21 protein-coding genes and 2 tRNA genes are annotated in these 24,535 nt (G+C 66.1%); 14 read left to right on the plus strand and 9 right to left on the minus strand.

The window, feature by feature from the left end:
• Nucleotides 1–6 precede the first annotated feature (6 nt).
• Entirely contained in the window at nucleotides 7–804 is a 798-nt protein-coding gene (locus EF834_RS07300; RefSeq protein ID WP_127946525.1) for an Fpg/Nei family DNA glycosylase, read from the plus strand.
• Here the strand turns inward: EF834_RS07300 and EF834_RS18170 are convergent.
• A complete protein-coding gene (locus EF834_RS18170) occupies nucleotides 801–1,628 on the minus strand; it encodes a GA module-containing protein (RefSeq protein WP_164874081.1) in 828 nt (275 codons plus the stop codon). The genes EF834_RS07300 and EF834_RS18170 overlap by 4 nt on opposite strands.
• Before the next feature lie 162 nt (nucleotides 1,629–1,790).
• Nucleotides 1,791–1,861, minus strand: a tRNA-Gly gene (locus EF834_RS07310).
• Nucleotides 1,862–2,000: 139 nt separating this feature from the next.
• On the opposite strand from EF834_RS07310, the gene EF834_RS07315 reads away from it, so the two are divergent.
• The 5 genes from EF834_RS07315 (at nucleotide 2,001) to clpX (ending at nucleotide 6,665) form a co-directional block, all read left to right on the plus strand.
• Nucleotides 2,001–2,077, plus strand: a tRNA-Pro gene (locus tag EF834_RS07315).
• Nucleotides 2,078–2,164: 87 nt separating this feature from the next.
• Complete coding sequence (tig, locus tag EF834_RS07320) at nucleotides 2,165–3,523, plus strand: trigger factor (RefSeq protein ID WP_127946526.1); 1,359 nt, start codon at nucleotides 2,165–2,167, stop codon at nucleotides 3,521–3,523.
• Nucleotides 3,524–3,682: 159 nt separating this feature from the next.
• Complete coding sequence (locus EF834_RS07325; protein ID WP_127946527.1) at nucleotides 3,683–4,291, plus strand: ATP-dependent Clp protease proteolytic subunit; 609 nt, start codon at nucleotides 3,683–3,685, stop codon at nucleotides 4,289–4,291.
• Between the two features lie 49 nt (nucleotides 4,292–4,340).
• Nucleotides 4,341–5,099: an ATP-dependent Clp protease proteolytic subunit gene (locus EF834_RS07330; protein ID WP_235871034.1), complete on the plus strand. Its 759-nt coding sequence runs from the start codon at nucleotides 4,341–4,343 to the stop codon at nucleotides 5,097–5,099.
• Between the two features lie 288 nt (nucleotides 5,100–5,387).
• Nucleotides 5,388–6,665, plus strand: a complete 1,278-nt coding sequence (clpX, locus tag EF834_RS07335) for an ATP-dependent Clp protease ATP-binding subunit ClpX (RefSeq protein ID WP_127946528.1) — start codon at nucleotides 5,388–5,390, stop codon at nucleotides 6,663–6,665.
• A gap of 100 nt (nucleotides 6,666–6,765) precedes the next feature.
• Here clpX and EF834_RS07340 read toward each other — a convergent pair whose 3' ends face one another.
• A complete protein-coding gene (locus tag EF834_RS07340) occupies nucleotides 6,766–7,821 on the minus strand; it encodes a LacI family DNA-binding transcriptional regulator (RefSeq protein WP_127946529.1) in 1,056 nt (351 codons plus the stop codon).
• Between the two features lie 243 nt (nucleotides 7,822–8,064).
• On the opposite strand from EF834_RS07340, the gene EF834_RS07345 reads away from it, so the two are divergent.
• Both EF834_RS07345 and EF834_RS07350 read left to right on the plus strand, forming a co-directional pair.
• On the plus strand, nucleotides 8,065–9,000 hold the full coding sequence (locus EF834_RS07345) for a dihydrodipicolinate synthase family protein (RefSeq protein ID WP_127946530.1): 936 nt from the start codon (nucleotides 8,065–8,067) through the stop codon (nucleotides 8,998–9,000).
• Between the two features lie 373 nt (nucleotides 9,001–9,373).
• Nucleotides 9,374–10,549 carry an Nramp family divalent metal transporter gene (locus EF834_RS07350; protein ID WP_127946740.1) on the plus strand — a complete coding sequence of 392 codons (1,176 nt, stop codon included), beginning with the start codon at nucleotides 9,374–9,376 and terminating at the stop codon, nucleotides 10,547–10,549.
• 134 nt (nucleotides 10,550–10,683) lie between these two features.
• Here the strand turns inward: EF834_RS07350 and dmpG are convergent, their stop codons facing one another.
• The 6 genes from dmpG to EF834_RS07380 form a co-directional block, all read right to left on the minus strand.
• Complete coding sequence (dmpG, locus tag EF834_RS07355) at nucleotides 10,684–11,718, minus strand: 4-hydroxy-2-oxovalerate aldolase (protein ID WP_127946531.1); 1,035 nt, start codon at nucleotides 11,716–11,718, stop codon at nucleotides 10,684–10,686.
• 2 nt (nucleotides 11,719–11,720) lie between these two features.
• Nucleotides 11,721–12,710 carry an acetaldehyde dehydrogenase (acetylating) gene (locus EF834_RS07360; RefSeq protein WP_127946532.1) on the minus strand — a complete coding sequence of 330 codons (990 nt, stop codon included), beginning with the start codon at nucleotides 12,708–12,710 and terminating at the stop codon, nucleotides 11,721–11,723.
• Nucleotides 12,711–12,715: 5 nt separating this feature from the next.
• A complete protein-coding gene (locus EF834_RS07365) occupies nucleotides 12,716–13,531 on the minus strand; it encodes a 2-keto-4-pentenoate hydratase (protein WP_127946533.1) in 816 nt (271 codons plus the stop codon).
• 110 nt (nucleotides 13,532–13,641) lie between these two features.
• Nucleotides 13,642–14,400, minus strand: coding sequence for an IclR family transcriptional regulator (locus tag EF834_RS07370; protein WP_127946534.1), 759 nt, complete (start codon nucleotides 14,398–14,400; stop codon nucleotides 13,642–13,644).
• A 30-nt stretch (nucleotides 14,401–14,430) separates the two neighbouring features.
• Nucleotides 14,431–15,255: a formate dehydrogenase accessory sulfurtransferase FdhD gene (gene fdhD / locus EF834_RS07375; RefSeq protein ID WP_127946535.1), complete on the minus strand. Its 825-nt coding sequence runs from the start codon at nucleotides 15,253–15,255 to the stop codon at nucleotides 14,431–14,433.
• Nucleotides 15,256–15,271: 16 nt separating this feature from the next.
• Nucleotides 15,272–17,593, minus strand: coding sequence for an FdhF/YdeP family oxidoreductase (locus EF834_RS07380; protein WP_127946536.1), 2,322 nt, complete (start codon nucleotides 17,591–17,593; stop codon nucleotides 15,272–15,274).
• Between the two features lie 117 nt (nucleotides 17,594–17,710).
• On the opposite strand from EF834_RS07380, the gene EF834_RS07385 reads away from it, so the two are divergent.
• The 6 genes from EF834_RS07385 (at nucleotide 17,711) to ndk (ending at nucleotide 24,407) form a co-directional block, all read left to right on the plus strand.
• Complete coding sequence (locus tag EF834_RS07385; RefSeq protein WP_127946537.1) at nucleotides 17,711–18,721, plus strand: iron-siderophore ABC transporter substrate-binding protein; 1,011 nt, start codon at nucleotides 17,711–17,713, stop codon at nucleotides 18,719–18,721.
• A gap of 21 nt (nucleotides 18,722–18,742) precedes the next feature.
• Entirely contained in the window at nucleotides 18,743–19,351 is a 609-nt protein-coding gene (locus EF834_RS07390) for a GNAT family N-acetyltransferase (RefSeq protein WP_127946538.1), read from the plus strand.
• Nucleotides 19,352–19,474: 123 nt separating this feature from the next.
• Nucleotides 19,475–22,144: a valine--tRNA ligase gene (locus EF834_RS07395; RefSeq protein ID WP_127946539.1), complete on the plus strand. Its 2,670-nt coding sequence runs from the start codon at nucleotides 19,475–19,477 to the stop codon at nucleotides 22,142–22,144.
• On the plus strand, nucleotides 22,141–23,562 hold the full coding sequence (folC, locus tag EF834_RS07400) for a bifunctional tetrahydrofolate synthase/dihydrofolate synthase (protein WP_127946540.1): 1,422 nt from the start codon (nucleotides 22,141–22,143) through the stop codon (nucleotides 23,560–23,562). Before EF834_RS07395 ends, folC begins: the two co-directional genes overlap by 4 nt.
• A 5-nt stretch (nucleotides 23,563–23,567) precedes the next feature.
• Nucleotides 23,568–23,969, plus strand: a complete 402-nt coding sequence (locus tag EF834_RS07405; protein ID WP_127946741.1) for a DUF4233 domain-containing protein — start codon at nucleotides 23,568–23,570, stop codon at nucleotides 23,967–23,969.
• 18 nt (nucleotides 23,970–23,987) lie between these two features.
• Nucleotides 23,988–24,407, plus strand: a complete 420-nt coding sequence (gene ndk / locus EF834_RS07410; RefSeq protein WP_127946541.1) for a nucleoside-diphosphate kinase — start codon at nucleotides 23,988–23,990, stop codon at nucleotides 24,405–24,407.
• The last annotated feature ends 128 nt before the right edge of the window (nucleotides 24,408–24,535 follow it).

The raw sequence follows: 24,535 nt of genomic DNA on the forward strand, positions 1-24,535 counted from the left end.
GCCGCTTTGCCCGAGGGCCACACGCTGCACCGACTTGCGCGCCTGCACCACCGTCGGTTCGCGGGATCCCCGGTGCGCGTGTCCAGCCCGCAGGGGCGATTCGCCGAGGATGCGGCCCTGATCGACCGCCGCGTCCTCGTCCGATCCGATGCCTGGGGCAAGCACCTGTGGCATCACTACGAGGGCGGCCTCGTAGTCCACGTCCATCTGGGTCTGTACGGAACCTTCACCGAGTCCGCGGTGCCGCTCGAACCTCCTGTGGGGCAGGTCCGCATGCGCATGGTCGGCGCCGCGTACGGTGCGGATCTACGCGGTCCCACCGCGTGTGAGGTGCTCCATCCACCACAGGTCGCGGCGATCGAGGCGCGGCTGGGGCCCGATCCACTGCGCAAGGACGCCGATCCCGAGCGCGTGTGGGCGCGCATCTCCACGTCGCCGACACCGATCGGCGCCCTGCTGATGGATCAGGCGGTCATCGCCGGTGTCGGGAACGTCTACCGGGCCGAGATCCTGTTTCGGCACGGGATCAACCCCCAGCGCCCCGGTCGCCGCGTGAGCCGCGCCGAGTTCGATGCGTTGTGGGCCGACCTCGTCGATCTCATGAGGATCGGGGTGCGCCGCGGCAAGATGCACGTGGTGCGTCCCGAGGACGATCACGGCGAGCCGGCGTACGCGAAGGATCGTCCGCGCACCTACACCTACCGGAGAGCAGGATCGGCGTGCCGCATCTGCGGCACGCCGATCGCTCACATCGTGATGAAAGGGCGCAACCTGTTCTGGTGCCCCACTTGTCAGGCTGACTAAAAGCCGAAGTCGCCGAAGTCGCCCCCGCCGAAGTCGCCGCCGCCGAAGTCGCCGCCGCCGAAGTCGCCGCCGCCGAAGTCGCCGCCGCCGAAGTCGCCGCCGTCCATCGCGGTGTAGTCCTCGCCGCCACCGAAGTCCCCACCTTCGGCGCCGTCACCGGCCATACCGTCCTCGAGGCCGGCCTCGTAGCCGTCGGCGAACTCGTCGGCGTCATAAGGAACCCCGGCCATGCCGGAGAACATGGCCGAGAACAGGAACATCGACCCGACGCCCCAAGCGCCCGCGACGAGCGCCGGCTTCCACCACGGCTCGGAGTACCAGCCCGCCGGGACCGGACGTCCGGCAACCCGGCCGCCGGGGTAGTAGTTGGGCGTGCGCGCCGACGGGTTCGGCGACGCCGCCACCTGACGACCCTCGAACTCGATCTCCCGGTCCTCGGTGACAGCACCGGCCGACTTCTGCCCGTCGATGCTCGGGACCTCCGGGCCGGGATCCATGCCCATCGCGGTGCGCGCGGCACGGATGTAGTAGAGGCCTTCGAGGGCGGTCTGCTTGGCCAAACGCGCCTGCACGGGCGTCGTGGCCTGCTCGATCTGTGAACCGGCGGCGGTGTACCGCTCGGATGCGTCTGCGAGCGCCTGCTTGGAGGCGTCGTCGGTGCCGGTGAGATTGAAGACCTGGCCACCGAGTCGCTCGATCGCCTGGCGAGCATCCGCCTTGGCGTCGTCGAGTTGGTTCGCCGTACCGGCCTTGTCCTTGTTCTGGCTCTTCATGACCAGAAAGACGACGGCGGCGAGAACGGCGGCGATGAGAAGGAGTTCCACGAGGTGCCTTCCGAGAGCGGCAAAGCGGACATGGCCCAGGGTACCGGGCGCTGATGTCCTGCGGACCTCTAGGTCTCGGCTCCATATCGATGGCATCGGCCGGACCAGGAACGAACAAACCCCGGCCTCCGCGCTTGCGCAGATGGTCCGGGGTTTCCTGAGAGGGGATGACGGGAATCGAACCCGCGTAGCCAGTTTGGAAGACTGGGGCTCTACCATTGAGCTACATCCCCGTGCAAACGGCATTCGTGGGATCGCCAGTGGTGCCGTGTGCGAGATGAGACTGTACCGACCTCGCTTTGGAATTCCTAATCCGGGGGCCGTAGGATTCTGCCCCGGGTCCTCGCGAGGTTCGCGAAGTCCTGTTCCGGACGGGGTGTGGCGCAGCTTGGTAGCGCATCCGCTTTGGGAGCGGAGGGTCGCAGGTTCAAATCCTGTCACCCCGACCAATCGCGCGACGGAGCCGCGGACGCGGCCCAGTCGCGTACGAACGACATATCGAACTGAGCATCACCCGCAAAAAAGGAGTCAGATCCGTGAAGAGCACCGTCGAGCAGCTCAGCCCGACGCGAGTCCGTATCAACGTTGAGGTGCCCTTCGAGGAGCTCAAGTCGGATTTCGACAAGGTCTACAAGACGCTCGCGCAGCAGGTCCGTCTCCCCGGCTTCCGGCCGGGCAAGGCTCCGGCGAAACTGCTCGAGGCCCGCGTCGGTCGTGGCGCCGTGCTCGAGCAGGTCGTCAACGACGCTCTGCCGTCCCGCTACTCCGAGGCCGTCTCGGCGTCCGAGGTGAAAGCCATCGGTCAGCCGGACATCGAAGTCACGAAGCTCGAGGACGGCGAGGAGCTCGCGTTCACCGCCGAGGTCGACGTCCGCCCGGAGATCACCCTCCCCGAGTTCAGCACGATCTCGGTCACGGTCGATCCGATCGAGATCACCGACGAGGCCGTCGACGAGCAACTGCTGTCGCTGCGTCAGCGTTTCGGCACGCTCACGGGCGTCGAGCGCCCTGTGCAGGACGGCGACTTCGTTTCGATCGATCTGTCCGCCACCGTCGACGGTGAGGACGTACCGGAGGCCTCCACCGCCGGTCTGTCCCACGAGGTCGGCTCCGGTCAGCTGATCGAGGGCCTCGACGAGGCGATCGTCGGCGTCGGCGTCGGTGAGTCGAAGGAATTCACGTCCAACCTGGTTGCGGGCGAGCACGCCGGCCAGGAAGCCGTCATCACCGTCACCGTCAACTCGGTCAAGGAGCGCGAGTTGCCCGTGGCCGATGACGAGTTCGCTCAGATGGCAAGCGAGTTCGATACCCTCGCGGAACTCGAGGCTGACTTGCGCGAGCGCGTCGGGCGAGTCCGCAAGGTCGAGCAGGCAGGCCAGATCCGCGACAAGGTCCTGGAGTCGCTGCTCGAGACCGTCGAGGTTCCGCTGCCCGAGGCCGTCGTCCAGGCGGAGGTCGATGCCGCCCTCCACGATGCCATTCATGGTCTCGACCACGACGAGGCGAAGCTCAACGAGCTGCTCGAGGAGCAGGGCACCACGCGCGAGCAGTTCGACGCAGACGCAAAGGAGTCCGCTGAGCGCTCGGTGAAGACCCAGCTGCTGCTCGACGCCATCGCCGATGCCGCAGGCACCACCGTCGGCCAGGATGAGCTCACCGAGCGGATCCTTTTCCAGGCGCAGCGCTACGGCATGGCTCCGGAGGAGTTCATTCAGCAGATCCAGCAGGCCAACCAGCTCGGCGCCGTCTTCGCGGACGTCCGCCGCGGCAAGGCGCTCGCGGGCGTAGTCGAAGCCGCCACGGTAACCGACACTGCGGGCGAGACGGTCGATACCGCCGAGATGTTCGGCGCGGCCGAGTCGACCGAGGGTGACGACGCCGAGGGTGACAAGTAGAGGCAGACCCTCGCGACGTCTGTGATGTCGTCAGAGGACGTCTTGCAGGGAACGACTTTTCCGCTTTCAGCGAAGTAGGGCGGCACCGGGACTCCGGTGCCGCCCTACTTCGTTAGTGTCTGTGTCAGGCCCCAACGACTTATCCAGAAGGCAGGTACCGTGACTTACCAGAATCCCGCCATGACTTCGGCCACCTCAGGTCTGAATCTCAGCGACTCGGTGTACGAACGCCTGCTTCGCGAGCGCATCATCTTCCTCGGTACCCAGGTGGACGACGACATCGCGAACAAGCTGTGCGCTCAGATCTTGCTGTTGTCGGCGGAGGATCCGACGAGAGACATCAACCTCTACATCAACTCGCCCGGCGGTTCGGTCACGGCCGGCATGGCGATCTACGACACCATGCAGTTCGCCGAGTGCGACGTCGCGACCTTCGGCATGGGTCTGGCCGCCTCGATGGGGCAGTTCTTGCTGTCGGCTGGCACGAAGGGCAAGCGGTATGCACTGCCGCACGCACGGATCATGATGCATCAGCCGTCCGCCGGTATCGGTGGCACCGCGTCCGACATCGCGATCATGGCGGAGCAGTTCGCGCACACCAAGCGCGAGATGGCCGAGCTCATCGCCGAGCACACCGGCCAGACGGTCGAGCAGATCACCGCCGATTCGGACCGGGATCGTTGGTTCACCGCCAAGGAGGCGCTCGAGTACGGCTTCGTCGATCACGTCGTCGCCCGCGCGCGGCAAGCGGGTGGCACCGGCAACTAGGCCCGCGCCCGTCCAACGCCCTTCTGCACAGACCACCCTTGGAGAACCGATGACCAACCTGTTCGATCCTCGTGCTCACGACGGCAGTACCGCGCATGGTCCCGGCAGCGGTGCCGCCCATGATCTCGGTGGCCGTGCCGCCCATGATCTCGGTGGCCGTGCCGCCCATGATCTCGGCGGCCGAGCTCCGGCCGGCGCGCAGTCCCGCTACATCCTGCCGTCGTTCATCGAGCACTCCAGCTACGGCGTCAAGGAGTCCAACCCGTACAACAAGCTGTTCGAGGAGCGGATCATCTTCCTCGGCACGCAGGTGGACGACGCGTCGGCGAACGACATCATGGCCCAGTTGCTGGTGCTCGAGTCGCTCGATCCGGACCGTGACATCACGATGTACATCAACTCGCCCGGTGGCTCGTTCACGTCGCTCATGGCGATCTACGACACTATGCAGTACGTGCGAGCCGACATCACGACCGTGTGCCTCGGCCAGGCGGCCTCCGCGGCCGCGGTGCTGCTCGCGGCCGGCTCCCGCGGCAAGCGCCTCGCGCTGCCGAACGCCCGCGTCCTGATCCATCAGCCGGCGACCGGCGGTATCCAGGGTCAGGTCTCGGACCTCGAGATCCAGGCGGCAGAAATCGAGCGGATGCGTCGCCTCATGGAGACGACCCTGTCGAAGCACACTGGCAAGGATCCCGACGTAATCCGCAAGGACACCGATCGCGACAAGATCCTCACCGCCGAGGAGGCCAAGGAGTACGGCATCATCGACGACGTGCTCGAGTACCGGAAGCTCTCCATCCAGAAGTGACTGCGACATCCCGGTCCGCCGACACGCCGAGTTCTCTGGTTGCGGCGGGCCGGGGTGTATACGGGTCAAGCTTGGGTATTCCACGCTGATTTCGCGGGCAAGATTCGTCCGATGTAACAAAGTTTGCACTGGGGGAATAGCGGGCTTTTGGTCGACCTCGTTCGCGATCTGCGGGTACGGTCACACCATGACCCCTCGAACCTGACCCGGGATGCGGAGTCGCTGGATGGCTTTGCGGGAGTGGGTGTCGGGGTTTGCACGTAGACAAGGAAGTAGGGACCTTACGAGATGGCACGCATCGGTGACGGCGGGGATCTGCTCAAGTGCTCGTTCTGCGGTAAGAGCCAGAAGCAGGTCAAGAAGCTCATTGCGGGACCCGGGGTCTACATCTGCGATGAGTGCATCGATCTGTGCAACGAGATCATCGAGGAAGAACTCGCCGAGTCGAGCGAGGTCAAGCTCGACGAGCTCCCGAAACCCGCGGAGATTCGCAGCTTCCTGGAGAACTACGTCATCGGCCAGGACTCCGCGAAGCGGACGTTGGCCGTTGCGGTCTACAACCACTACAAGCGGATCCAGGCCGGCGACCGTAGCCGGGACGCGCGCGGCGAGACTGTCGAGTTGGCGAAGTCGAACATTCTGATGCTTGGCCCCACCGGCTGCGGCAAGACCTATCTGGCGCAAACGCTCGCGAAGATGCTCAACGTGCCGTTCGCGATCGCCGACGCAACAGCGCTGACCGAGGCCGGCTATGTCGGCGAGGACGTCGAGAACATCCTGCTGAAGCTGATCCAGGCGGCCGACTACGACGTCAAGCGCGCCGAGACGGGCATCATCTACATCGACGAGGTCGACAAGATCGCCCGCAAGAGCGAGAACCCGTCGATAACCCGGGATGTCTCCGGCGAAGGTGTGCAGCAGGCGCTACTGAAGATCCTCGAAGGTACCCAGGCGAGTGTTCCCCCTCAGGGAGGGCGCAAGCATCCGCACCAGGAGTTCATCCAGATCGACACGACGAACGTGCTGTTCATCGTCGCTGGCGCTTTTGCCGGTCTCGAGAAGATCGTCTCGGAGCGGGTCGGTAAGCGGGGCATCGGTTTCGGTGCAGAGGTGCGCTCCAAGGCCGAGATCGACACGCAGGATCATTTCGCCGAGGTCATGCCCGAGGATTTGATCAAGTTCGGCTTGATCCCGGAGTTCATCGGCCGTCTCCCGGTCGTGGCCTCGGTGACGAACCTCGACAAGGACTCACTGGTCAAGATCCTCTCCACGCCAAAGAACGCGCTCGTCAAGCAGTACACCCGGCTCTTCGAGATGGACGGCGTCGAGTTGGAGTTCACCGTCGACGCGCTCGAGGCGGTCGCCGACCAGGCCATCCATCGTGGTACCGGCGCTCGTGGTCTGCGCGCCATCATGGAGGAAGTCCTGCTGCCGGTGATGTATGACATCCCCAGCCGTGACGATGTCGCGAAGGTGGTCGTCTCCGCCGAGACGGTCAACGACAACGTGCTGCCGACGATCGTGCCCCGCAAACCGGAACGTGAGCGCCGCGACAAGTCGGCGTGACGGGCGAGGGATCTCACCAAGCTTCCTGACGGGGCGACTTCCTGACTGGGCGCGTATGCGCCGGAGGCCGCTGGCTGCCCGGTCGGCCCTCCAAACCTGATCAATCGTCGCTGGCCCTGGTCACCGGCAGTCCGGATGATCTGCGGGGGATCAGCGTGGGAAGAGCATGCCGGATCGGGTCGTTGACAGGCGTAGGCGCGAGCATCAGATCGAGAGCGGTTGCTGCGATCTGGTCGAAGGGCGTGCGTACCGAGGTCAGGGGGACCGACAGTAGGTGCGCAAGCGGGATGTCGTTGTATCCGACGAGCGCGAAATCGTCACCGACGGACAGGGATCGTTCGTGTGCTGCAGCCATGGCGCCCAGGGCTAGGTTGTCGTTCGCTGCGAAGACTGCGGTGGGGCGCGCGGACGAACCGAACAGACGACGACCGGCTTCCGCACCGTTTTCGATTCCGAAGCCCGATTCGATGATCCAATCCGGGTCCGTCTCGATACCTGCTTCGTTCAGAGCCCGCATACTCCCGGCGAGGCGGCCGGTGGCCGTCGAGGTGAACAGTGGCCCGGGTAGTACGGCGATATCGGTGTGCCCGAGGTCTATGAGGTGTCGGGTGGCGAGGTAGCCGCCGGCCTCATCGTCACCGAGCGAGGATGGGCTGATGCCGTCGGTGCGAAGGACGAGGGCGTGCGGGATGCCTTCCTGACGCAGCTGCTGCGGCAAGGCGTCCTTCCGCTGGCTCGAGGCGATGATCAAGCCGTCGACATTGCGGCTCAGAAGCGTCTGCGCCGCCTCTTGCGTGTCCGTCGGGTCGTCGCCGGTGGTGGCTACCACGGTGAAGTAGCCGATCCGGTTCGCTGCCCGTTCGATCGCTTCGAACATGAGGGCCATGACGGTGTCGGACAGCCGCGGTACGAGAACTCCGATCGTGGCGGTTTTGCCGCGGCGCAGGTTGGAGGCGAACGTGTTGCGGCGGTAGCCGAGGGAGGCAGCGACGGCTCGCACGCGCTCTGCTGTAGCCGTTCGTGAGGCCGGGACCCGGTCGTCGAGGATCCGGCTCACCGTCGATGGGCTTACGCCGGCTGCCGTGGCGACGTCACGCAGGGTGACGGGTGCATGCCTGTCCGGCGTCGGTCGCGACGCGCTCAGTCCTGATTCCATGCTCTGCCTCGATTCCACTCCACGCCTACCTATCTGTCTGCTCATGCTGCTCGAACATCGCCCGCCAGAAAGCCTAAGGAGGCCGCTCCGACTCGTGACCTTTGACGGTTCATCTCGCGACCCTTGACCTTGTGACCCTTGACACAGGGACCAGGCTACAAGCACGATGCAAACGTTCCCGGAAACGTTACCGGAAACGTTTGCGCATCATGGTTTTGCACCACGACGAAGAAGGAAGATTGCATGTCACTCGACCTCCGAGGACTTGTCCCGGCCCCAGTCACCCCGTTCAAAAGGGACGAATCCCTCGACTTCGAGGCGATCAACCGCCTCGGGTCCTGGCTCGCCGGTGTGGACGGAGTCAAGGGTCTGGTCGTTCTAGGTCACGCCGGGGAGGGCACCTTCCTCACCGCCGGTGAGCAGGCGGCCGTGATCTCGGCGTTCCGGGAAGCAGTTGACGACCGTGTCCCGATCATCGCGGGCATCACGGGCGAGGGAACCGCCGTCGCAGCCGAAGAAGCCAAGCGGGCGGTGAGCGTCGGCGCTGCCGCAGGGCTCGTCTACCCGTCCCACGGATGGCTACGATTCGGCTTTCAGAAGGGCGCGCCACAGGATCGCTACCGGCAGATCCACGAGGAATCCGGTCTGCCGCTAATCCTGTTCCAATACCCCGACGTCACCAAGGCCACCTACGATCTCGAAACCCAACTCGAGATCGCCGCTCAACCGGGTGTGTTCGCCACCAAGAACGGCGTGCGCAACATGCGACGCTGGGACACCGAAATCCCGGTACTCCGGGCAGAGAACCCCGACCTGCAGATCCTCACCTGCCACGACGAGTACCTGCTCCACACGATGTTCGACGTCGACGGTGCCCTCGTCGGATACGGGGGACTCGCGCCCGAGCCACTGGTCGAACTGATCGCCGCGGGAAAGGCCAAGGACTACGCCGCTGCCCGGGCCATCCACGACCGCTTGCTGCCGGTAACCCGCACCGTCTACCACCGCGGCTCACACATGGAGGGCACCGTCGCCCTCAAGGAAGGCTTGGTTGCCCGGGGCGTCCTCGAACACGCCACCGTTCGCCCGCCGCTTCTGCCTCTGGCTGCGGGAGCAGGCTCCGAGATTGCCAAGGCCCTCGAATCCGCGGGCCTGAACTCGGTCGTCGCCTACGTGTAGCGGAGGACAAGTCCGGTCCTGTCGGAGCGCTTGTCGCTGCACACCCATTCGGTGTCGATACGGGTGTCGTCGTCGGCCCGCGGAGTGTGGGTCGACGACCACGCCTTCGCAGACTCCAGCCCACACTCGCCCCGATGCCCCGGCCGTCATGAGTCTCAGTTCGCGCCGTCAGCGGAAGATGGCCCCCGATCTGCACCCCCTGGTCTGGCCTATCACCGCCTGAGGTTCGAATAATGGAAGGAATGCTCACAGATGGGGAAAACAAGCTCGTACCTCAGGCGGTTCACCCGGCGGCAGAGCAGTGATCGCTCGAGATCCTGAACTGCGCGTTCGTCGGCCCGGCGCGCAGCGCAGCTGGGTCCGGCTGCTGGCGATGGCCGGGCCCGCCTTCATCGTCGGGGCCTGGCAGTTCGGACCCGGCGCCCTCGCGAGCTCGATTCAGGCCGGCAGCGAATACGGTTACGCGTTGGTGTGGGTCCTCGCGGCCTCGGCGATCTTCTCGCTCACCTACGCGGATATGAGTGTCCGCCTCGGCATTCGCACACCCGTCTCGCTCATCAGCTCGGTCAAAGAGGTACTCGGCCGTGGCGCCGGCGTTGCCGCCGGTGTCGGTGTCTTCTGTATCACCCTGTGTTTCTCGGTCGGCAACGCGGTCGGGTCCGGGCTGGGACTGTCGTTGGTATTCGGTGGCTCCCCGCTGGTCTGGAGCGCGGTGTGCACGGCCGCCGTCGGCATGATTCTGCTGTTCCGCAACGTCTACCGCATGGTCGAGCGAATCGTGGTGACGGCCATCGCGATCATGGCGGCCACCTTCGCCATCAGTGCGGTCATCGCCAAGCCGGATTGGTACGAGGCGGTGAACAGCATCGTTCCCAGCATTCCGCCTGGTGCTCAGCTACTCGTTGTCGCCATCGTCGGCACCAATTTCTCGCTCAACGCCGCATTCTTCGCCTCCTACACCACCCACGAACGCAACCGAACCGAGGCCCAGTACCGCGAAGCGACCATCGTCGGCACCATCCCGGGTATCGTCGCGCCGACGGTGATGTCGTCTCTGGTGATGATCGTCTCCGCCGCGGTCCTCGGCCGCGAGGGTGTCGAGGCGACCTCGTTCGCTGCTCTCGCCAAGATCTTCGAGCCCCTCGCCGGACCCGTCGGATCGACGATTTTCGCCATCGGACTCTCCGGGGCCGCGTTCTCCTCGATGGTCGCCAACGCGACCGGCGGCGGCATCATCTTCTCCGACGCGCTCGGCAAGGGTCCGACCTCGTCGAGCACCATTGCCAAGTTGGCGAGTGGCGCGATCCTCACCGTCGGGCTCACCGTCACCCTCGTCGTGCAGGCCAACCCGATCCAGCTCATCATCGGCGCCCAGGCGCTTACTGTGCTCGTCGCTCCATTCCTCGGGTTCCTGTTGTTCGTGATGAGCAACAACCGGGCCCTCATGGGGCATCTCCGCAACAAGCCGTGGCAGAACGTTCTCGGCGTCCTCGGGTTCTGCGCGATTCTCAGCGTTTCCGCTCTGTTCGTCTACCAGATCCTCACCTGAGTGCGCACGGAGTCGGCCCAAGCCCGAACCACGGAGGCGGATGGGTCGACTCGGATGGGCTGACTCGGATGCACCGACTCAGATAACCTGGAGGGCGGGCCCGTTCGTGAACGGGCCCGCCCCTGGTCAGCGGCTCAGGCCGAGGCGGCAGCCGTCTCGGGTGACTTGTTGAGCAGGTCGAGCGCGATGTCGACGATCATGTCCTCCTGGCCACCGACGAGGGCTCGCTTGCCGACCTCGAGCAGAATCGCGCGGGCGTCGAGACCGTAGTCGCGCGCCGCCTTCTCGGCATGGCGGAGGAAGCTCGAGTACACACCGGCGTAGCCGAGGGTGAGGGTCTCGCGGTCCACCCGCACCGGGCGATCCTGCAACGGCCGAACGATATCGTCGGCCGCGTCCTGCAGCGCGAACACGTCGCAGCCATGCTCCCAGCCGTACAGGTTCGCGACCGCGATGAACGCCTCGATAGGACAGTTTCCGGCACCTGCGCCCTGACCGGCCAGCGACGCATCGACGCGGTAGACGCCGTTCTCGACCGCCACGACGCTGTTTGCGACCGACAGTGACAGATTCTCGTGGGCGTGGATGCCGATCTGGGTGTCGGCGTCGAGGACGTCGCGGTACGCACGGATGCGTTCGCGGACGCCATCCATCGTCAGCCGTCCGCCCGAGTCGGTGACGTAGACACAGTGTGCGCCATAGGATTCCATGAGCTTGGCCTGCTGAGCGAGAGCTTCGGCGGGGGCCATGTGGCTCATCATGAGGAAGCCGGAGACGTCCATGCCGAGTTCGCGGGCCTTGGCGATGTGCTGGGCGGATACGTCGGCCTCGGTGCAGTGGGTGGCGATGCGGATCGACCGCACGCCCAGCTTGTAGGCGTGCTCGAGTTCCTCGATCGTGCCGATACCCGGCAGCAACAGGGTTGTGAGCTTGGCGTTCTTTATGGCATCGGCAGCCGCCTCTATCCACTCCCAGTCGGTGTTGCTGCCGGGGCCGTAGTTGAGCGAGCCGCCTGCCAGACCGTCACCGTGCGAGACCTCGATCGCATCGACGCCGGCAGCGTCGACAGCGCCGGAGATGCGGGCGACGTCCTCCGGGGTCATCCGGTGCCGGACGGCGTGCATGCCGTCGCGCAGGGTGACGTCCTGAATGTAGAGCTTGGTGGGCACGCTCAGACCTCCGCGGGAGTGTTGTCGTTGCTGCGCGCGGCGATGAGACGACGCGCAATGGACTCGGCGGTGCGCTGGGCAGCCGCGGTCATGATGTCGAGGTTGCCGGCGTATGCGGGCAGGTAGTCGGCGGCACCCTCGACCTCGAGGAACACGGTGACCTTGGTCGTGACCGGGTCTGCGCCCTCGGTTAGCAGGGTGTGGACCGGCTCGTCGGGTGCGATCGGCGTGAACTGCACCTCCTGCTTGAGGCGGTAGCCGGGCACGTACTCGGCGACGCGGTCGGTCATCTCCTTGACGGACGTCCGGATCGCCTCCTGGTCGGCGTCACCGACCAGGGCCAGGACGGTGTCACGCATGAGCATGGGTGGCTCGGCCGGGTTCAGGATGATGATCGCTTTGCCGCGTCCGGCGCCGCCGACGCGTTCGATGGCGTTCGACGTGGTCTCGGTGAACTCGTCGATGTTGGCGCGGGTACCGGGGCCGGCCGACTTCGAGGAGATCGAGGCGACGATCTCGGCATAGGGGACCGGGGTGACGGCAGCGATGGCCGCGACCATCGGAATGGTGGCCTGACCGCCACAGGTCACCATGTTGAGGTTGTCGAGGTCGTCGTCGAGATGCTCCTCGAGGTTGACCGGCGGCACCACGAACGGGCCGATCGCGGCTGGAGTGAGGTCGACGAGCTTCTTGCCGAACGGCGCGAGCTTCTCGGCGTTGGCGACGTGGGCTTTGGCTGATGTCGCATCCATGACGATGTCGATGTCTCCGAAGCCGTCCATGGCGATGAGGCCGTCGACACCCTCGGCGGTGGTGGGCACGCCCAGGCGTTGTGCCCGGGCGAGGCCGTCGGAGCTGGGGTCGATGCCGACCATGGCACCCATCTCGAGTACGTCGGACTTGTTGAGCACCTTGATCATCAGGTCGGTGCCGATGTTGCCCGATCCGATGATGGCGACCCGAATCTTCTTCGGCTCAGCGTTGTTCGTCACGTTCGTCACGATTCCTTCCGGGAGAAAGCGGCAGTCACGGTGCCGAGGGTGGACAGCTCGGCGCGGATGGCCATACCGGGCGCAGCAGAGACCATCGGGCCCAGGGCGCCGGAGAGCACGATCTGGCCGGCGCGCAGCGGCTGGCCGTACTCGAGGGCCGTGCGCGCGAGCCACTGCAGAGCGATGAGCGGGTCACCGAGGCACGCCTCTCCGTTGCCCTCGGAGACCAGATCGCCGTCGGCGTACATGCGCATGACGACATCCTTCGGTTCGACCTCGTCGAGGGTGAGCCAGTTGTCGCCGAGCACGTACAGGCCCGAGGAGGCGTTGTCGGCCACGGTGTCGGTGATGCCGATCTCCCAGTTGGCCACCCGGCTGTCGACGAGCTCGAGCGCGGCCACCGCACCGGACACCGAGGCGCGGATCTGATCCATCTCCAAGTCACCCTCGGTCAGATCGGTGCCCAGGCGGAACGCGACCTCGGCCTCGGCCTTGGGCTGGAGCATGCGCTCGCTGGGTACCTCGGGCAGATCGGTGACGTCCATGTCGGCGAACAGCACGCCGAAGTCGGGCTGGTTGACGCCGAGTTGGTTCTGGACCGCCTCGGAGGTCAGGCCGGTCTTCCGTCCGACGATGGTGGCACCGTCGGCGAGGCGCCAGTCGGTCAGTTTCTGCTGCACCTGGTAGGCCACGCCGATGTCGGACGGGCCGATCAGGTCCCTCACCGGGGGGCACGGGATACCGGTCTTCGCGGCCTCTGCGAGGCGTTCGGCGGCCCGGGTGATCGCCTCGGCGGAGATTGTCGGTTCGAGTGGAGGCATGGATGTCCTTGTCGGTTTCCCTGGCTGGATTGTTCCTGGAAGGACTGTGCGGGATGCCACCCGTTCGTCGCGAGCGATCGGTTTCGCTGAGTGAAACTCTCCTGGTGAGGTCAGTCGTGGCGCAGGTTTTCGCGGCGCACGAGGGTCGCCGCGATTCCCGCGGCGGCCGCACGGACCTCGTTGGTGTGAGCGTCGGGTCGCAGGCGGGTGACCGGGCCGGTCACGCTGACCCCGGCAACGGGACGATCGTCGGCGTCGAGAATCGCTGCCGCGACGCACACGATCCCCACGGCCGACTCCTCGTACTCGAAGGCCACACCCGTCTCCGCGATGGTGTCGAGTTGCCGGGCCAGGCGGCCCGGAGCCGTGATGGTCCGAGGCGTGCGGCGCGGGAGCGGCCCGGCGAGTGTGCGCGCCTTCAGTTCGCTCGGGGAGTGGGCGAGCATGGCCTTGCCGATCGCTGTGCAGTACAACGGCATTCGCCCACCGACGCGCGAGGGTGATTCGGCCTGCAGATGGCCACCGATCTTGGCGACGTACACGACCTCCTCGCCCTCGAGTACGCCGAGGTGCACGGTCTCACGGGTGCGTTCGCGGAGGTCTTCCAGAAACGGGGTCGCCACCTCGATCAGGCCTCGTTCCACCGAAGCCCGCATTCCCAACTCAAACAGGTGCCGACCCAGGCGGTACCCGGATCCGGACCGGTCGATCAGTCGGGTCCCGACCAATTCAGCGAGCAGTCGGTGCAGAGTGGTCTTGTTCAGTCCCGTGCGACGCACGAGTTCGCTGAAGCTCACCCAGTGGTCCTCCGCGGTGAAGGCGTCGAGGACGGTGACCACCTTGCCCAGCACCGTGTTCGGGGAGTCCACGACGGACAAGGGTACTGGACGTGCGCCGGGTCAGATCTTGATGCGGTGCTCGCCCGCATAGACGTTCATGGTCTCGCCGCGCAGAAAACCCACGAGCGTCATGTCGCGATCGCGTGCGAGGTCGACGGCGAGCGACGACGGTGCGGACACCGCACCGAGGAGAGGAACCCCGGCTACGGTCGCCTTCTGGGCCAGTTCGAACGAGGCGCGGCCGCTCACGATAAGGATCGCGTCGGTGAGCGGGATCCGGTTCTCGGTGAGTGCCCAGCCCAGGACCTTGTCGACCGCGTTGTGCCGACCGACGTCCTCGCGAACTGCCAGCAAGGCGCCGTCGGCAGTGAACAGTCCGGCCGCGTGCAGTCCGCCCGTCGCGGCGAACACCCGCTGGCTGCGCCGCAAGGTGGACGGCATCGAAGAAAGTGCCGTCGCGGTGGCCTCGAGCGAACTGTCGGACAATGAGAACCTGCTGCGGACCGCGACCTCGTCGAGTGACGCCTTGCCGCACACGCCGCACGCGGAGGTGGTCAGAAACTCGCGTCGCCCCCGGTTCCCCGGATCCGGTACTCCGGCAGCGAGTTCGACGTCGAGCACGTTGTAGGTGTTGGCGCCGTCCTCACCGACACCGTCGCAGTAGCGGACGGTGCTGACGTCTCGTGCGGACTCGATGATCCCCTCTGCCAACAGGAATCCGTGGGCCAGGTCCACGTCGTTGCCGGGGGTGCGCATCGTGACCGTGAGGGGGTGCCCGCCGAGACGGATCTCGAGGGGCTCCTCAACGGCCAGGGTGTCCGGTCGCCGTCGAGTACCGTCTGCGGTGATCCGCAGAACGGGGCGGCGGGCGGTGACTCGTCCCATCTACTTTCCCCCTGTTCTACTTTCCCTCTGTCGGCTCGAGGCGCACGACGATCGCCTTCGACACCGGTGTGTTCGACTTGGCGGCAACGTGATCGAGCGGCACGAGGGGATTGGTCTCGGGATAGTACGCGGCCGCGTTGCCACGTGGTGTGTTGTACTCGACGATCCGGAAGTCGCGGGTCCGGCGCTCCTCCACAGTCTCGCCGGTGTTGTCGCCTGGCGCCCATTCGGACACGATGTCGACGATCTGGCCATCGCGCAGGCCGAGTTCGGCGATGTCGTCGGCGTTGACGAATACCACCTTGCGGCCGTTCTTGACGCCACGGTAGCGATCGTCGAGCCCGTAGATTGTGGTGTTGTACTGGTCGTGGCTGCGCAGTGTCTGCAGGATCAGGCGGCCGGGTGGGGTCGGCACCCATTCGAGCGGGTTCACCTCGAAGTTGGCCTTGCCCGTGTGGGTGCGGAACTCCCGGGAGTCACGTGGCGGATGCGGCAGCAGGAAGCCGTCGCGCTGCCTGACCCGGGTGTTGTAGTCCTCGAACTCTGGGACGACGCGCGAGATCGAATCCCGGATCAGGTCGTAGTCGCCCTCGAACTTCGTCCACGGCACGGGATGGTCGGGGCCGAGCAGTTCCCGCGCGAGCTGGCAGATGATCGCGACCTCGCTACGCAGGTGCTCGCTCACGGGCTTCAGCCGGCCCCGCGACAGGTGCACCATCGACATCGAATCCTCCACCGACACCGCCTGCTGGCCGGTCGACTGGATGTCGAGATCGGTGCGTCCGAGCGTCGGCAGGATCAGCGCGGTGCGCCCGTGGACCACGTGGCTGCGATTGAGTTTCGTCGAGACCTGAACCGTCAGTTCACAATTGCGTAGTGCCTGCTCGGTGGCGGTGGTATCGGGAGTGGCGGACACGAAGTTCCCGCCCATCGCCATGAACACCCGGGCGCGCCCGTCACGCATGGCGCGGATCGCGTCGACGGTGTCCCATCCGTGCCGACGCGGACTCTCGATGGAGAACTCGGTGTCGAGTGCGGCGAGAAACTCCTCGGGCATCTTCTCCCAGATGCCCATGGTGCGGTCGCCCTGGACGTTCGAGTGGCCGCGGACCGGGCAGACGCCCGCCCCAGGCTTGCCGATCATGCCGCGCATCAGCAGCAGGTGGACGGCCTCCTGGATGGTTGCGACGGCGTGCGTGTGCTGAGTCAGGCCCATCGCCCAGCAGGTGACGGTTCGCTCGGATTCGATGAGGGCACGAGCGGTGTCCTCGAGTTGCCTCATCGTCAGCCCGGTGGCCTGCACGACGGTATCGAGATCGACCGCGCGTACGTGCGCTGCGTACTCGTCGAAGCCGGCGCAGTACGTGTCGACGAACGCACGGTCGACGACGGTGCCGGGCGCGCGGTCCTCGGCCTCGAGCAGCAGTCGGCCCAGACCCTGGAACAGCGCCATGTCGCCGCCGAGGCGGATCTGCAGGAACTCGTCGGCGATCTCGACGCCGCGGCCGAGCACCCCACCCACCTTTTGCGGGTCCTTGAAGCGGCGCAGTCCGGCCTCGGGCAGCGGGTTGATCGCGATGATCCGTGCCCCGTTGGCTTTGGCCTTCTCGAGTGTCGAGAGCATTCGGGGGTGGTTGGTTCCCGGGTTCTGGCCGGCGATCAGGATCAGGTCGGCTTGCTCGAGATCGGGCACGGAGACCGATCCCTTGTCGATACCGATCGCGTCGGTCAACGCACTGCCGGACGACTCGTGGCACATGTTGGAGCAGTCCGGCATGTTGTTGGTCCCGAAGCTGCGAATCATCAACTGGTACAGGAACGCTGCCTCGTTGCTCGTCCGCCCGGACGTATAGAACACCGCCTCGTCGGGGGTGTCGAGTTCGCGGAGGTGGGTTGCGATCAGCCGGTATGCGTCGTCCCACCCGATCGGCTCGTAGCGGTCGCTGCCGGGTCGAAGCACCATCGGGTGCGCGAGCCGGCCCTGCTGACCCAGCCAGTAGTCGGTGTGCCCGGCCAGTTCCGAGACCGGGTGGGCGGCGAAAAACACCGGGGTCACCGTCCGTAGCGTGGCTTCCTCGGCGACGGCCTTGGCGCCGTTCTCGCAGAACTCTGCCGGTTTGCGGTGGCCGGGCGTCTCGGGCCACGCGCAGCCCGGGCAGTCGAAACCGTGTCGCTGGTTGAGTCGGATGAGTGTGCGCGCGGTGCGTGCGATTCCCATCTGCTCGATCGCGCGGTCGAGCGACACCAGTACAGCCGGAACTCCGGCCGCAGAGTCCTTGGGGTGGCTGACGACGAGCTCGTTCTCGTTGATGTCGTCCCTGGGGCCCCTACGCGTCATAAGCCCATACTGGCCCTGATCGGACGCCGGCGCACGATTCGACGCACTGAGGGTGGCGCTAAGATCGGCTAGCCTTACCTTCTCTGGTGGGGTGCCGCCACGATACGAAGGGTCCTCATGGGTGATCTCCAGACGCGAGCCGGCGAATATTCGCGCCGCGGGTTCCTGATCGGCAGCGCAGGCGCGGTGCTCGCATTCGCTGTAGCGTGTGGCGGCGGCTCCGGTGGCGGCGGTGCGGTCGCAGGCGGCGCCACGATCGCCCACAAGTACGGCGAGACAACGGTTCCCGTGAATCCTCAGCGGATCGTCAGCGTTGGCTACAACGACCAGGACGCTTTGCTCGCGCTGGGTGCGGTCCCGGTCGGCGTGTTCGACTGGTACGGCGACTATCCGAACGCGGTGTGGCCGTGGGCTCAGGACTTGCTCGGCGATGCCAAGCCGGCGATCGTCGGGAGCGCGAGCACCGGAATCGACATCGAGAAGGTGGCCGGAGCGGCGCCCGACCTGATCGTCGGAACCTACTCGGGGCTGACTCAGGGGCAGTACACCATGCTCTCGGCCCTTGCGCCGACGGTCGCGCAACCGGCCGGTGTCGCAGACTATGGCGTGTCCTGGCAGGACCAGACAAGGATCCTCGGGGAGGCGCTCGGCGAGCAGGAACGGGCCGCGGGGTTGGTGGCGGGCGTGCAGAAGCAGTTCGCCGACACCGCCGCCGCGCACCCGATGTTCGCGGGCAAGACGGTCCTCGTCGGCGCGCTCAAGGGCCCCGGCCAGTTCGGCGTGTACGGACCGGACGATCCGAAGGTGCGGTTCTTCACGGAGCTCGGGTTCGTGAATCCCCCTGTTGCCGAACAACTCCGGTCCACGAACTTCGCGGAGATCAGCGCTGAACAACTCTCGCTCGCCGACGTCGACCTGCTGGTGTGGTACGCAAGTGGCAGCTTCGGCGACCAGCTACGGGCCGAGCTCGACAGGACGCCGTTGTATCAGACTCTCGACGTTGTCAAGGATGGTCGGGCGATTATTCTCGAGGACGAGGCCGCCCAGGCCATGGCCTGGAGCACCGTGCTGAGCCTGCCGCATGCGCTCGACAACATCCCTGGGCGCATTGCACCCCTGCTGGACTGAGTGGCCGGTTATTCTGGCGACATGGGAGTCGTCGTGCGACCTGTGACCCGATCGGACATTCCCGCGGTCTCTCGCGCACTCGCGGAAGCCTTCGATGACGATCCGGTGACGTCCTGGATGCTGCCCGACGCCGCCAGGCGTCCGGTGGGCCTTGCCAGGTTGTTCAGCGCCGAGATCCGCTACCACCACCTCGCCGGTGGCGGAGTCGAACTGGCCGAGTCGCCGCAGGGGGGCGTCGTCGGGGGAGCGCTGTGGGATCCACCGGGGCGGTGGAAGCAGTCGACGCTTAACTCCCTTCTCGGGTTTCCGGCGGTCGCGCGGGCACTGGGCCGACACCTTCGGGTCGGCGCCGGGGCTGTGCAGGCGCTCGATTCGGCGCATCCGACCGAGCCGCACTGGTATCTGGCGGCGATCGGTACGACGGCTGCCGGTCGTGGCCGGGGTCACGGGAAGGCCTTGCTGAACTCGCGGTTGTCGCGCTGCGACGCCGAAGGAGCACCGGCCTACCTCGAATCCAGCAAGAAGGAGAACATTCCTTACTACGAGCGGTTCGGTTTCGAGGTCACCGGCGAGATCGTGCTGCCAGACGGGGGCCCGACGCTGTGGAAGATGTGGCGGAATCCGCGTTGACGGTTCGCGGGCCGTCGTCACGCAGTTGGTCCTCGCCGAGGATGTCCTCGGCTCCCGTCTCGGGTCCGTCAGCGGCCCCGAGCCGGATCCGGGCGATTCGCCACTACTGATTACGATTGGGGGGTGACCAGTGCGCCAGAGACTCCCCAGTACCCCGCCGATGCCCTTCCCAAGAGCTGGGATCCCAGCGCGGTAGAGGCCGAGTTGTACCAGGGTTGGGTGGACGCCGGTTACTTCACCGCCGATCCGTCGAGCGAGAAGCCGGGCTACTCGATCGTGCTGCCGCCGCCGAACGTCACGGGCTCGTTGCACATGGGGCACGCGCTCGACCACACCCTGATGGATGCCCTGACGCGACGCAGGCGCATGCAGGGGTACGAGGTGCTGTGGCTGCCGGGCATGGACCACGCCGGCATCGCGACGCAGACGATCGTCGAGAAGCAACTCGCCGCCGATGGCGTGACCAAGGAGGACTTCGGCCGCGAGGCGTTCGTCGAGAAGGTCTGGGACTGGAAACGTCAGTCCGGCGGCACGATCCAGGGGCAGATGCGCCGCATCGGTGACGGGGTCGACTGGAGCCGTGACCGCTTCACGATGGACGAGGGCCTCTCGCGTGCCGTCCAGACGATTTTCAAGAGTCTCTACGACGAGGGCCTGATCTACCGAGCCGAGCGTCTGGTCAACTGGTCGCCGGTGCTGCAGACCGCGATCTCCGACATCGAGGTCAAGTTCGAGGAGGTGGAGGGCGAACTCGTCTCACTGCGCTACGGCTCGCTGGACGACGGTGAGGCGCACGTGATCGTCGCCACCACCCGTGTCGAGACGATGCTCGGTGACACAGCGGTCGCGGTCCACCCGGACGACGAGCGCTACAAGCACCTCGTCGGCACAACTCTCGAGCACCCGTTCACCGGGCGCCAGATCCCGATCATCGCCGACGACTACGTAGACCCCGAGTTCGGCACGGGTGCTGTGAAGATCACGCCCGCACATGATCCCAACGACTTCGAGATGGGCCTGCGGCACAACCTGCCGATGCCGACGATCATGGACAAGGCCGGCCGGATCGCCGAGACCGGAACCCAGTTCGACGGCATGGATCGCTTCGAGGCGCGGGTGAAGGTGCGCGAGGCACTCGCCGAGCAGGGCCGCATCGTGGCCGAGAAGCGTCCCTACCTGCACAGCGTCGGCCACTCCGAGCGCTCGGGTGAGACGATCGAGCCGCGTCTGTCCATGCAGTGGTGGGTCAAGGTCGATGCGCTCGCCAAGGCCGCGGGTGACGCGGTCCGCAACGGCGACACCGTCATCCACCCCGCAAGCCAGGAACCGCGCTGGTTCGGCTGGGTCGACAACATGCACGACTGGTGCATCTCGCGGCAACTCTGGTGGGGCCACCGCATCCCGATCTGGTACGGCCCGAACGGCGAGGTCAAGTGCGTCGGCCCGGACGAGACCGCCCCCGAGGGCTGGGAGCAGGACCCCGACGTGCTCGACACGTGGTTCTCCTCGGCACTGTGGCCGTTCTCCACGATGGGCTGGCCCGACAAGACCCCCGAACTCGAGAAGTTCTACCCGACCAGCGTCCTCGTCACCGGCTACGACATCCTGTTCTTCTGGGTGGCCCGGATGATGATGTTCGGCACCTACGCCGCCGGCCAGGGAAGTGACGAGCGCAATCTGCAGGGCAGCGTTCCGTTCAAGGATCTGTTCCTACACGGCCTCGTCCGTGACCAGTTCGGCAAGAAGATGTCGAAGTCCCGCGGCAACGGCATCGACCCTCTCGACTGGGTGGATCGGTACGGCGCCGATGCCCTGCGTTTCACGCTCGCCCGCGGCGCCAACCCGGGCAGCGACCTCGCGGTCGGCGAGGACCACGCGCAGTCGTCCCGCAACTTTGCGAACAAGTTGTTCAACGCCACCAAGTTCGCGCTGATGAATGGTGCCGTGGTCGCCGAGCTGCCTGACCGGGACCGGCTCAGCGACGCCGACCGGTGGATCCTGGACCGGCTCGAGCAGGTCCGCGCCGAGGTGGACGAGGCGTTCGAGAGGTTCGAGTTCTCCAAGGCGTGCGAGGCGCTCTACCACTTCGCGTGGGACGAGGTGTGCGACTGGTACCTCGAGCTCGCAAAGGTCCAGCTCGCGACCGGCGACGAGCAGGCGACAGCGACCCGCGCCGTGCTCGGCAACGTCCTCGACACTCTCCTGCGGATGCTGCACCCCGTCATCCCGTTCGTCACGGAGACGCTGTGGAAGGCGCTCACCAGCGGCGAGTCCGTGGTTGTCGCACGGTGGCCGGATGCGAGTGACGTTGCCGCCGATCCCGTTGCGGCCCAGCGCATCGAGGACATGCAGAAGCTGGTGACCGAGGTCCGTCGCTTCCGCAGTGACCAGGGCCTCAAGCCGTCGCAGAAGGTGGCCGCCCGCCTCTCAGGTGCCGACGAGGCCGACATCGAGGCCCAACTGACGTCCATTGCGTCGCTCGCCAAACTCACCGACTCCGCGGACGGCTTCGCGGCGACCGCGTCCGTCGAGGTGCGGCTGAGCAGGGCCACGGTGACCGTCGAACTCGATACCTCGGGTGCCGTCGACCTGAGTGCCGAGAAGAAGCGTCTCGAGAAGGACCTCGCGGTCGCCGAGAAGGAGCTTGCGGGCACCACCGCCAAGCTGTCCAACGAGGCGTTCCTCGCCAAGGCGCCGGAAGCGGTCGTCGAGAAGATTCGTACCCGCCGGCAGGTGGCCCAGGAGGAGATCGCCCGCATGACCGCTCGCCTGAAGGAGTTGGGCGGCGCGTGACCACCGAACGCCCGGGTGAACCCACCCCGGTCGATCTGGCCGAACTCGCGCTCGTCGAGGCGGAACTGGATAGGCGCTGGCCCGAGAGCAAGATCGAGCCGTCGCTGACGAGGATTTCCGCGTTGATGGATCTGCTCGGTTCACCGCAGCGGAACTATCCGGCTATCCACGTCGCCGGTACCAACGGCAAGACGTCGGTGACCCGGATGATCGACGCGTTGCTCACCCACCTGCATCGTCGGACCGGACGGACCACGAGTCCGCACCTGCAGTTGGCGACCGAGCGGATCAGCATCGATGGTGCGCCGATTCCCGTGCGCACGTACATCGACACCTATCGAGAGATCGAACCGTACGTCAGGATGATCGACCAGCAGTCCGAGGCTGCCGGCGGTCCAGCGATGAGCAAGTTCGAGGTCACCACCGCGATGGCGTACGCGGCGTTCGCCGAGGCGCCCATCGATGTCGCGGTCGTCGAGACCGGTCTCGGCGGAAAGTGGGACGCCACCAACGTCATCGACGCGCAGGTCGCGGTGATCACCCCGATCGGCCTCGACCACGTCGACTATCTCGGTCCCGACCTCGCGTCGATCGCGGGGGAGAAGGCCGGGATCATCAAGACCGGCCGCGACGACGGAATCGTCGCGACCGACACCGTCGCGATCCTTGCGGAGCAGGCCCCCGAGGCGATGGACGTGTTGCTTCGGCGCGCGGTCGAGGTCGACGCGGCCGTCGCCCGCGAGGGATCCGAATTCAAGGTGCTGCGTCGGCAGATCGCGATCGGTGGCCAACAGCTCGAACTACAGGGTCTCGGCGGTGTGTACGACGACATCTTCCTGCCGCTGCACGGTGAGCATCAGGCACGCAATGCCTCCCTCGCGCTGGCTGCAGTGGAGGCGTTCTTCGGGGCCGGTCAGGATCGTCAGCTCGACGTCGACACCATTCGCGCCGGCTTTGCCTCGGTAATCAACCCGGGTCGACTCGAACGCGTCCGGAGCGCGCCGACGGTGTTCCTCGACGCGGCGCACAACCCCCACTCGGCCAAGGCGCTTGCCGCCGCGCTCTCCACGGAGTTCGACTTTCGCAAACTCGTCGGTGTCGTCAGCATCATGGCCGACAAGGACATCGATGGGATCCTCGACGCCCTCGAACCGGTCTTCGACGAGCTCGTCGTAACCCACAACGGCTCACCACGGGCGATGGACGTCGAGGATCTGGCCAGTCGTGCCGTGGCCAGGTACGGCGACGAGCGGGTCGTCGTGGCGCCCACGCTGGCCGACGCTCTCGAGACCGCGATCGGGCTGGCGGAGGAAGTCGCTGAGCCCGGTGAGGCAGTGTCGGGTGCCGGCGTGGTGGTGACCGGTTCGGTCGTGACCGCGGGCGCTGCCCGATCCCTGTTCGGAAAGGACCCCGTGTGAGCGAGATCCCTGGCAACCCCCAGCCCGAATTCCGTCCGCCGGCGAACGATCCGTGGAAGGGCTTCCGCGGCGTGCTGTCGGGCACACTCGTCCTCGAGGCGATCGTTGTGCTGCTGGCGCTTCCAGTGGTGGCCGTCGTCAACTCGAGGGGCCTGACGTGGTTCTCCGGCACCTACATCTGTGTGCTCGCACTGCTGATGATTCTCGGTGCCGGCGTTCAGGGCCGTCCGTGGGCGATGAAGTTCAACCTGACGCTGCAGGTCTTCACGATCCTCGGGTTCTTCGTGGACACGGCACTAGGTGTGATCGGGCTGCTGTTCGGTGCCGTCTGGCTGTACATCTTGTACCTCCGGAAGGACATCACCCGCCGGATCGAGCGGGGTCTGCTTCCCGGGCAACGAGACTGACCGTCTACGCTACTTCCCGTGACTGAGCGCACCCTGGTATTGATCAAGCCCGACGGCGTAGCACGTGGCTACGTCGGCGAGATCCTCGCCCGCATCGAACGCAAGGGTCTGACCATCGCGGCTATGGAGTTGCGGACCGCATCGACCGATGTCGCCGCGACACACTACGCCGAGCACGAAGGCAAGCCGTTCTACCCGGGCCTGCTCGAGTTCATCACGTCGGGTCCGCTCGTGGCTGCGGTCCTCGAAGGGCCGCGTGCGATCGCCGCATTCCGTCAGATCGCCGGCGGAACCGATCCCGTCGAGAGGGCCGTTCCAGGGACCATTCGCGCTGACCTCGCGCTCGATGGCGGCCAGAATCTCGTCCACGGTTCCGATTCGATCGAGTCCGCTGAGCGTGAGATCGCACTCTGGTTCCCGGTTCTCGCACAGCGCTGATTTCCACCATCCAGGACGCTCCATGGACGTCGAGTCCGTGGGGCGTCCTTTCGTTCCGCCACCCACCTGAGCGTCAATAGGCAGATACACCGCTGGGGTGTGGGATACTTGAATCGATCGGCCCGCAA

It is taken from the genome of Rhodococcus spongiicola (genome assembly GCF_004011835.1).
Classification (GTDB): Bacteria; Actinomycetota; Actinomycetes; order Mycobacteriales; family Mycobacteriaceae; genus Prescottella; species Prescottella spongiicola.